This window comes from Amycolatopsis sp. NPDC059657 (assembly GCF_042734395.1).
Taxonomy (GTDB): domain Bacteria; phylum Actinomycetota; class Actinomycetes; order Mycobacteriales; family Pseudonocardiaceae; genus Amycolatopsis.
This window is the reverse complement of sequence record NZ_JBHWEB010000075.1, coordinates 1-9,200: the sequence shown is the minus strand read 5'-3', so window position 1 is coordinate 9,200 and position 9,200 is coordinate 1. Positions and strand designations below refer to the sequence as shown.

Annotated in this window: 11 protein-coding genes; 3 read left to right on the top strand and 8 right to left on the bottom strand. The window is 69.1% G+C overall.

From position 1 onward, the window contains the following. Positions 1–111 precede the first annotated feature (111 nt). Positions 112–570 carry a DUF3574 domain-containing protein gene (locus ACFV15_RS31990; RefSeq protein ID WP_378354995.1) on the bottom strand — a complete coding sequence of 153 codons (459 nt, stop codon included), beginning with the start codon at positions 568–570 and terminating at the stop codon, positions 112–114. 85 nt (positions 571–655) lie between these two features. Next, positions 656–2,164, bottom strand: a complete 1,509-nt coding sequence (gene guaB / locus ACFV15_RS31985; protein ID WP_378354993.1) for an IMP dehydrogenase — start codon at positions 2,162–2,164, stop codon at positions 656–658. Between the two features lie 105 nt (positions 2,165–2,269). Between guaB and ACFV15_RS31980 the strand changes: the two genes are divergently transcribed. Beyond that, a complete protein-coding gene (locus ACFV15_RS31980; RefSeq protein WP_378354991.1) occupies positions 2,270–2,665 on the top strand; it encodes a DUF5319 domain-containing protein in 396 nt (131 codons plus the stop codon). An 88-nt stretch (positions 2,666–2,753) separates the two neighbouring features. Here the strand turns inward: ACFV15_RS31980 and ACFV15_RS31975 are convergent, their stop codons facing one another. The 5 genes from ACFV15_RS31975 to ACFV15_RS31955 form a co-directional block, all read right to left on the bottom strand. Continuing rightward, complete coding sequence (locus ACFV15_RS31975; protein WP_378354989.1) at positions 2,754–3,698, bottom strand: anti-sigma-D factor RsdA; 945 nt, start codon at positions 3,696–3,698, stop codon at positions 2,754–2,756. Beyond that, positions 3,699–4,271 (bottom strand): sigma-70 family RNA polymerase sigma factor, encoded by a 573-nt coding sequence (locus tag ACFV15_RS31970; RefSeq protein WP_370946496.1) that lies wholly within the window; start codon positions 4,269–4,271, stop codon positions 3,699–3,701. Between the two features lie 367 nt (positions 4,272–4,638). After that, positions 4,639–5,235, bottom strand: a complete 597-nt coding sequence (locus ACFV15_RS31965; RefSeq protein WP_003073605.1) for a response regulator transcription factor — start codon at positions 5,233–5,235, stop codon at positions 4,639–4,641. 141 nt (positions 5,236–5,376) lie between these two features. Further along, the gene (locus ACFV15_RS31960; RefSeq protein WP_378354988.1) at positions 5,377–6,207 is read right to left on the bottom strand and encodes a hypothetical protein; all 831 of its coding nucleotides are present in this window, start codon (positions 6,205–6,207) and stop codon (positions 5,377–5,379) included. A gap of 9 nt (positions 6,208–6,216) precedes the next feature. Further along, entirely contained in the window at positions 6,217–7,209 is a 993-nt protein-coding gene (locus ACFV15_RS31955; protein WP_378354986.1) for a MerR family transcriptional regulator, read from the bottom strand. Positions 7,210–7,362: 153 nt separating this feature from the next. Between ACFV15_RS31955 and ACFV15_RS31950 the strand changes: the two genes are divergently transcribed. After that, entirely contained in the window at positions 7,363–7,665 is a 303-nt protein-coding gene (locus ACFV15_RS31950) for a WhiB family transcriptional regulator (RefSeq protein ID WP_091293750.1), read from the top strand. A 49-nt stretch (positions 7,666–7,714) separates the two neighbouring features. On the opposite strand, the gene ACFV15_RS31945 is transcribed toward ACFV15_RS31950, so the two are convergent. Beyond that, complete coding sequence (locus ACFV15_RS31945; RefSeq protein WP_378354984.1) at positions 7,715–8,323, bottom strand: TetR/AcrR family transcriptional regulator; 609 nt, start codon at positions 8,321–8,323, stop codon at positions 7,715–7,717. A gap of 95 nt (positions 8,324–8,418) precedes the next feature. Here ACFV15_RS31945 and ACFV15_RS31940 point away from each other — a divergent pair, with 95 nt between their 5' ends. Then, positions 8,419–9,156 carry an SDR family NAD(P)-dependent oxidoreductase gene (locus ACFV15_RS31940; protein WP_378354982.1) on the top strand — a complete coding sequence of 246 codons (738 nt, stop codon included), beginning with the start codon at positions 8,419–8,421 and terminating at the stop codon, positions 9,154–9,156. Positions 9,157–9,200 lie beyond the last annotated feature (44 nt).

Here is a 9,200-nt window from a genome sequence, read left to right as displayed (position 1 = left end):
GCAAACACCCCCAACACAATTTTGTGCTCTTCGGCCGCCCACCCCCGCGGCGGGGGTTTCTTGGGGGTGGTGGGGGGCCTCTACCCCCCGCCCGCAACGCTCACGAGCACTTTAGAAAGAGACCTTCTCCACCGTGTCGGTGCGCAGGACGGACTCCTGCTGGAACTCCTTTTTGTAGTCCTTGCGGATGTCCTCGATCTCCCGGTTCGCGTTCCGGTCGTTCAGCGGGTACAGCAGGATCACCAGGTACGAGTGCTCACGCACGATCTCGCCGTTCGCGCCCTTGAACTGGCCGTCCGCGGCCACGCGCGTGAAGCCGTCGGGGAAGGCGCCGGTGATCTCCTTGTCCGAGAACACGGCGAACTCGGCGGGTGTGACCTCCGTGCCGTCCGGCTTGCCGGTGCCGAAGTAGAGCGTGGTCTTCTTCCACACTTCGCCTGGCGAGGACGTCGCCGCGTTGGCGTCGGCCGTGGCGGGGTCACCGGCGCCCGCCGTCGCCGCCGTGCTGCCGCCGACCGCCAGTGTCGCGGCCGTGACCACCGTCGCCAGCATCCGTCGCGAGAAAGCCATGCGAAACGCCCTCCAAGATCCGTTCGGCCAAACAGCGCCAAGCTTCGCGGATCTGGAGGGCGTCGCCTATGCCCCGAAGGGCGGACTAACGGGACGTGTAGTTCGGCGCCTCGACCGTCATGGTGATGTCGTGCGGGTGGCTTTCCTTCAGCCCGGCCGCGGTGATTCGGACCAGCTGCGCTTCCTGCAGCTCGGCGATGGTCTGAGCGCCCGCGTAGCCCATGCCGGACCGCAGGCCGCCGATGAGCTGGTGCACGACGTTGGCGAGCGGGCCGCGGAACGGGATGCGGCCTTCGATGCCTTCGGGGACCAGCTTGTCCTCGGACAGCACGTCGTCCTGGGCGTAGCGGTCCTTGGAGTACGACTTCGCCTCGCCGCGTGACTGCATCGCGCCGAGCGAGCCCATGCCGCGGTAGGTCTTGAACTGCTTGCCGTTGACCAGGATCAGCGCGCCCGGCGACTCGGCCGTGCCCGCGAGCAGGCTGCCGAGCATGACCGTGGACGCACCGGCCGCGATGGCCTTGGCGATGTCACCCGAGTACTGGATGCCGCCGTCGCCGATGACCGGGATGCCCGCCGGGCGGCACGCGAGGTCGGCTTCGTAGATCGCCGAGATCTGCGGCACACCCACACCGGCCACGATCCGCGTCGTGCAGATCGAGCCGGGGCCGACGCCGACCTTGACGCCGTCCGCACCCGCGTCCACCAGCGCCTGCGCGCCTGCCCGCGTCGCGACGTTGCCGCCGACGACGTCGACGGTGTCGCCCAGTTCCTTCTTGAGCAGCGAGACGGTCTCGATGACCGCGCGGGAGTGGCCGTGCGCGGTGTCGACCATCAGCACGTCGACGCCCGCGTCCGCCAGTGCCATCGCGCGCTGGTGGCCGTCGGCGCCGACGCCGACCGCCGCGCCGACGACCAGGCGGCCGTCGGGGTCCTTGGTGGCGTTCGGGTACTGCTCGGTCTTGACGAAGTCCTTGACCGTGATCAGGCCGCGGAGCTTGCCTGCGCCGTCGACGATCGGGAGCTTCTCGATCTTGTGGCGGCGCAGCAGGCCGAGCGCGGCGTCCGCGGTGACGCCGACCTGCGCGGTGATCAGCGGCAGCTTGGTCATCACCTCGCTGACCGGGCGGCTGTGGTCGACCTCGAACCGCATGTCGCGGTTGGTGATGATGCCCACCAGCGTGCCCGCCGCGTCCGTCACCGGCACACCGGAGATACGGAACCGGGCGCACAGCGAGTCGACCTCGGCGAGGGTGTCTTCCGGTGAGCAGGTGACCGGGTCGGTCACCATGCCGGCTTCGGACCGCTTGACGATCTCGACGGCGGTGGCCTGCACGTCGATCGGCAGGTTGCGCTGGAGCACGCCCATGCCGCCCTGGCGGGCCATGGCGATGGCCATCCTGGCCTCGGTGACCGTGTCCATGGCGGCGGAGACCAGCGGGATCCGCAGCGTCACGTTGCGGCTCAGCCGGGTGCTCGTGTTGACGGCGCTGGGTACGACGTCCGATTCGGCGGGGAGCAGCAGTACGTCGTCGAAGGTGAGGCCGAGCATCGCGAACTTGCTCGGGGCGGCTGCAATGCTCTCGCTGGTCATGACAGGTGGGGGGCCTTCCTTGGCGGAGGTGGGACACAGCGCGGTGGCTTCCCCTGATGATATCCGGGCCGGGCGCGTGCCCCGGCCGGGTGGCCGCCCGGTAGCGTGCAGGTCGTGTCGCACGATGCGTTGCCCCCAGACCCGTTCGAGGATGACCCGAACGACCCGGCCAAAGCTTTCACCGACGCCGAAGACCAGCTCGACGAGCCGATCAGCCCCGACGAGCGCACGGAACTGCTCGCGGATCTGTCGGACCTGGCCGTCTACCAGGCGCTACTGGAACCCCGTGGCGTGCGCGGGATCGTCGTGGACTGCGGCGACTGCGACGAACCTCACTACCACGACTGGCACCTGCTACGCGCCAGCCTGGAGCAGTTGCTGCAGGACGGGCGCATGCGCCCGCACGAGCCCGCGTTCGACCCGAACCCCGGCGACTACGTCAGCTGGGACTACTGCCGCGGCTTCGCCGACGGCGTGACCGCCAACGAGAGCGCCTACTGAATTTTCACCCCCGGCGAGTTTTCACCAGCCGGAAAAGCAATGGCCCCGTGCACCCTAGGCGCATGGGGCCATTGTTCGTCTTAACGGGTTACGGCGTGGCTGACGTGGTGGTGGTCGTGGTGTCCGACGAGTCGGGCACCTCGTAGCGCGGGCTCGTGCCCGGCACGTTCGCCGTGCCGGACTGCGTCGTCGACGTGGTCGGCGTCGGCGTCGGGCTCGGGCTGGACGAGGAGGTCGGCGTCGGCTTGGTGCTGCCGTCACCGGTTCCCGGCGGGATCACGGAGGTCGTGGGCTGCTGCGGGACCGACGTGATCGAGCTCGGCGAGCCGGGGCCGGAGGTCGTGGTGGCAGGCGGGGGGTTGGCGCCGGTCGGGTTCGCGAGCTGGGCGCTCAGCTGCCGGTGCTGATCCATGAGCTGGTCGAGATTGTCGTCGGGCGAGACCTGGCGCAACGCGGCCTTCGCGTCGTCGAGCGCCTTGCGGGCGTCGTCGAGCCTGCCGCCGGCGAGCGCGAGGTTGGCCCGCTCGAGGTCGAGCCTGGCGGCAGCGGCGGCCTCGATGGACCGCGCGTGATCCGCATACAGGACCTTGGTCAGGCCCCAGAGGGTGTCGCCGGGGCGGGCGTCCTTCGCGGCGAGCCCGGTGCCGGTGAACAGGATGGCGAGCACGGCGGCAGCGGCGGCCACCGGGACGAGCGTTCTGCGTCTCGCGCCGCGCTGCCCGTACTTCTTGGCCAGCGCCGCGGTCTTGACGGTGGTGATCGCCGTGTCGGTGTCGACCAGGTCGGCGAGCGGTTCGCTATCGATGTCACGGCGCCACGCGAGCAGCAGCGCGTTGAGTTCCTGGTCACCTAGACCGTCGGCGACCTTGGGATCGGAGCCGCCCAACGCGTCGAGCAATGCGTCATCGGCCTGCACCGCCGACAGATCGGCGGCGAACTCGGCTTCGGACGCCGTCATCCCCAACGGGAACGGCGGCAGCTCGAACTCGGGCTCGGAGCCATACCAGTCGTGTCGGTTTTCGCGATCGGTCACTCAGATCACCTCCTCGGCGGCCAGTACCTTGCGCAGCCGCGCGAGGGCACGGTGCTGGGCGACGCGGACGGCGCCGGGGGTCGAACCCACGGCGTCGGCGGTCTCTTCGGCGGACAGACCGACCACGACCCGCAGCACCACGATCTCCCGTTGCTTGTCCGGCAACACTCGGAGCAGTGTCGACATACGCTCGTTCAGCTCGCCTTGCAGTGCGCGCTGCTCGGGCCCGACGCCGTTCTCGATCTCGTCGGGTACTTCGGCGACGGGCTCCGCTCTGTTACGGGCCGCGGCGCGATGCGCGTCCGCGACCTTGTGCTGGGCGATGCCATAGACGAATGCCAGGAATGGGCGGCCTTGATCACGATACGAGGGCAATGCCGTGAGCACCGCGAGACACACCTCCTGGGCAACGTCGTCTGCCGAAGCGAACGAACGCTCCTGCCTGCCAACTCGCGCGCGGCAGTACCGCACTACGAGAGGACGGATAGAAGCCAGCAGCCGCTCCACTGCCTGGGGATCACCCTCGACAGCAGCGGCGACCGGCTCATCCAGTCCATCCCCCACATTGGCCATCGCAGACAACAGTCCCAGCGTTACGTGTAGGCGTGCAAATAGTCCGGTGTCGGCGAAGAACCAACCCCACACCGGTGGTAGTTACCGTACCTTCCGGCACCGGCGACCTCGTCCAACGGTCCTCACCGGCGCGCCCGCCCTGATAGGGAGGACAGATCACCTCTCACTCGATCTCCGCAGATTCAACGAGCAGCGCCACAAGGAGGTACGCGGCTCGTGCGCAGGAGACGTGCGAGAACGGCAGAGATACCCGTTCGGCCGAAAACGTGATCGGCCCGTGACCGAAAACACGACGCGGGCCAGGGTTGAACCCCCTGGCCCGCCAGTCTGTCACCGGGATGCTGCAGACAGTGCCTAGTACTTCAGTTCACGAAACAAGACCGCGGCGGAAGCCGTGCGCGACGGCCTGAGCGCGGTCACGAACACCCAGCTTGCGGAACAAGCGGCGGGCGTGCGTCTTCACAGTGTCTTCCGAGAGGTAGAGCTCGCGGCCGATCTGGCCGTTGCTCTTGCCCTGACTCATCCCACGCAACACCTGGAGTTCCCGCTCGGTGAGCTGGACTCCGGGGTCGGAGGGCTGACGGGGCGCGGGCACCGAGGTGCTCGCCAGTGTGTGCGCCAGCGCCGCGACCAGTTCCGGCCGGGACGCGTCCCAGCGGAGATAGCCACGGGCGCCGCCGGCGATGGCGGCAGCGATGCTGCCGGCGTCGTCGGGTGCGCCGAACACGATCACGTTCGCTTGGGGGTTCGCGGAGACGAGACGCCTGGTGGCCTCGACCCCGGTCGGCACCGCACGTTGTGTCCCGACCAGCACGACATCGACCGGCTGACGGGAATACCTGGCCAGCAGCTCGTCACCGTGCGCTACGCAGTCGATGCGACTGACCCCTGGAACAGCAGACATCACGCGAGTTAGCCCTTCGCGGACACTGCGTCGGTCGTCGCAGATCAAGACCGTCGTCACGGGGTTTCCTTCCTGCAGCCGGGTGACATTCCATATCCCCTATCGGACGCTTTAGCCCTGACCTTGACACGATCCGGTGGCTTTTTTGAAAGTTTCTTAGCCCGGATGCCGGAATGGGCCCTCCATCAGGGCCAACGGGGGTCAGACCGGCACCCACGGCGATTGCCTCGCGATCCGCCTACCGACAGGATCTGCGCGCAGTAACACTGCGTGCAACACCTGTGCGCTCCTGAATCGATACTTCTCGCGAAGTTGCCCCTCGATGCCCGCGGCGATCAGACACGCGGGCCAAATAAGTGAATGCAATTCGCATTCTTCCGCATCGCTCAAGGCGGCGGTGACCAGTTCATTCGCGCGTTCCCTCCCCGTCGAATCGCCAGCGGACAGCGTAGCGGCCAGCACCAGCCTCGACTTGACAAAGTGTCTCCGCGATCGCCGTTCGGCGGACACCACGATGGCTCTTTCGGCGGGATCGATCGCGTCATCCGGCCGTCCTGACGCGAGTGCCAGCTCCGCGGTGACCCACTCCGCGCGGACGCGGCCGCGCCACCCGGTCGGGATCGTCAACGCCCGGTCGAGCGACCGCCGAGCGGCGGTCAGCCGACCGGCACCCAGATTGTCCGCGGCGAGCCCCAGCAGCGCGTCGGCGCGCGCACCCGCGGTGTCGAGCCCGTCCGGGTCCTCCGCGTCCTCAGCGGCACGCATGGCCAGCGCGAAGGCGGCACCGTCGAGCCCTCGCGCGGCGTCGTGCCCGCCGAGCTGCCTTCGATGCGAGGCGAGCGTGCTCATCGCCAGCGAAGCGATGACCAGGTCCTCCCAGCGTCCCAGCTCGGTCAGCAATGTCGCGGCCGCGGCATACCGGCCGCGGGCACCGAGCACGATCGCGGTCAGGAGCCGGTCGAGCGGCGTCTCGGCTGGCGGCAGGTCGAATACGGGCGCGTCGCCGAACGCGGCCGCTCTCAGGTCGGGCACTGGTCCTTTCTAGCGCCCGGTACCGACAAGAACGTATTCGACGCGGTCAGCGGCGGCCGCGACGTCGTCGAGATGCTCGACGTTGCCGGGCAGCGACGCGCGATCCCAGCCGGGACCGGCCGCGAACAGCCTGCCGCGCGAGCCGCCGCGCGAGATGCGGGCGAACAGCCTCGGGTCGGCGATGCCCTTGCGCTGCGCCCAGAGCACGACGGCGGCGGGCGAGCTGCGGCGCACGGCGACCGCGAGCACGTCGGCAGGCAGCGGCACGCCGAAGAGCTGGGTGCCGAGCGTGCGGTCGGCCAGGCACGCGGCGAGCGCGTACATCGGCATGGTGTCGCGCTCGTCCGGCACGCAGGCGACCAGCACCGGACGATGGTTGCGCGGCGCGGCGAGCACCGGGGTGGCACGCACGAGCGCGGCGTAGACGCATTCCGCGAGCAGGTACTCGACTTCGGCGCCCGCGCCGCCGGACGCACCGCGCCAGCGTGCGCCCAGCGCGCTCAGCACGGGTTCGATCACGCCTTCCCACGCGGCGGCCACGCCGAGTTCGGCGATCGTCTCGGCGAGCATGCGCTGCACCGCGCCGACGTCCATGGCGAGCGCGGCGGTGCTCAGCCTGCGCGCGAGCCTGGACGGGCCGTCCCGCTCCTCGCCGTCCTCGGCGGGCAGCACGACGGCGCCCTCGGGGGTGTCGATCTTCAGCGCGGTGCCCGGCGACGGCATCGGCTGGTCCGTTCGGGTGAGAACGGACTTCGGCATCTGTTCGAGCGCGTAGCGCGCCGCCTCGGCCGTCGAGGCGCCGCGCAGCAGCGCACGCTGCATGAGTTCGAGCCTGCCGATGTCGGAGGTGCCGTAGCGGCGGTGACGGCCGTCGGTGTGCCTGCTCGGGCCTACTCCGTAACGGCGGTCCCAAGTTCGGAGGGTGGACGGGGCGACCCCGAGCCGGCGCGCGACCGAGGCGACCGGCAGGGTGGGTTCATCAGAGTTCGACCCGGATCCCACCCGTCCCAATATCCAGGCGTTGTGCACAGGCGGCAACCGGAGCCTGCCCCACCGCTCACAATCGGGCGACAGCTCTTGAACAAGTATTGGCGCGCTTCTAACGTTACGGCCGTTGCACCGAATGGAGTAGCAGAGCCGACGGAGGCGGTCAAGATGGCAGACACGCGCAGGCTCCCTGGTCCCAACGCCGATATATGGGACTGGCAGCTGGAAGGCTCGTGCCGGGGAATGGACAGCGCGTCCTTCTTCCACCCGGACGGCGAGCGCGGACCGGCGAGGGCCAGGCGGGAAGCCAGAGCGAAAGCGGTCTGTCTCGCTTGCCCGGTGCTGGAGATGTGCCGGAAGCACGCGCTGGCGGTCCACGAGCCCTACGGGATCTGGGGCGGGCTGTCGGAGTCCGAACGGGAAAACATCATCAAGCAGGACAAGCGGGCATTGAGCATGGCCGGCGGCTGACGGGCCGACGTCCACGGCTGAAGGGTGGCACCTGCGGGGGTGCCGCCCTTCAGCCTTTTCTATGCGCTTCTTCCGGCCAGCTCGCCATGGCCGTGTCGACCGCTCCGGACAGTTCGTCGAAGCTCGCGCCGTCTCGCGCGAGCACGGACAAGCCGTTGAGCACCACTGTGTAGAACGTGCCCAGCGCGACCGCGTCGGTGCCCGGCGGCAGCTCGCCGTCGTCGACACCGCGCGCGACGCGCTTGCGGATCTCGTTCGCCGTGTCCCGCCTGAGGTCGGCGAGGTGGTCGTGCACCGGCTTGCTGGCCGCGGTGTAGTTGGTCGCGGACAGGATGACCATGCACCCGCTCGGGTGATCATCGGCGCGATATTCGTGGATGTTGTCGCGCAGCATGGCCTCGATGGCCGCCCGCGCGGTCGGCTGGTCGACCAGCGCCCGTTCGGTACGGCTACCCGCAGTGGTCCCGTACAGCGTCACGGCCTCACGAAAGAGTGCCTCCTTGCCGCCGAACGCGGCGTACAGGCTGGGTGAATTGATGCCCATGACCTCGGTCAGGTCGGTGATCGAGGTGCCTTCGTAGCCACGCTCCCAGAAGACGAGCATGGCCGCTTTCAACGCGGCCTCGCGGTCGAAGGCCCTGGGGCGTCCTCGTGACATGGGCAACTTTCTTTAGCGATCGACACAGAATGACTTGACCCGATGCTACCGCGCGGTGAATTCTGTAATGACCACTACAGAATACGGGGGCCCACATGCAGCTCGAAGGAAAGACCGCGTTCGTGACCGGCGGCAGCCGGGGCATCGGTGCGGCGATCGCGGTCAGGCTCGCTTCCGAAGGAGCCGACATCGCGGTGACCTATGTGTCCGGCGCCGACGCGGCCGCCGAAGTCGTCGGCCGGATAGAAGCGTTGGGACGCAAGGCTTTCGCGTTCCAAGCCGACAGTGCGGACCCGCGCTCGGTGCGCACCGCCGTCGACGCGGCCGCCGCCGCGCTGGGGAAGCTGGACGTCGTCGTGCACAACGCGGGCGTGTTCAGTGCCGGGCCGATCGAGGACATCACCGTCGACGAGATCGACCGGGTGCTGGCGATCCACGTGCGCGCGGTGCTCGTCGGCACACAGGCCGCATTGCCGCACATGCCGGACGGGGGCCGGGTCATCTCGATCGGCAGCAACCTGGCCGACCGCGTCTCGCGGCCTGGCATCACGCTCTACTCGACGAGCAAGGCGGCGCTGAGCGGCCTGACCCGTGGCCTCGCCCGCGACCTCGGCGCGCGCCAGATCACCGCGAACCTGGTGCAGCCCGGTTCGACCGACACCGACATGAACCCGGCGTCGAGCCCGCACGCCGATGGCCAGCGCGCGCTGAGCGCCTTGGGCCACTACGGCGCCGCCGAGGACATCGCCGCCACCGTCGCACACCTCGCGGGCCCTGGCGGCCGCCACATCTCGGGCACCACGATCACCGTCGACGGCGGCCAGAACGCCTAAGGGGTCGTGAGTGGTATGACCGGTTAGAACCGGCCGTACCACTC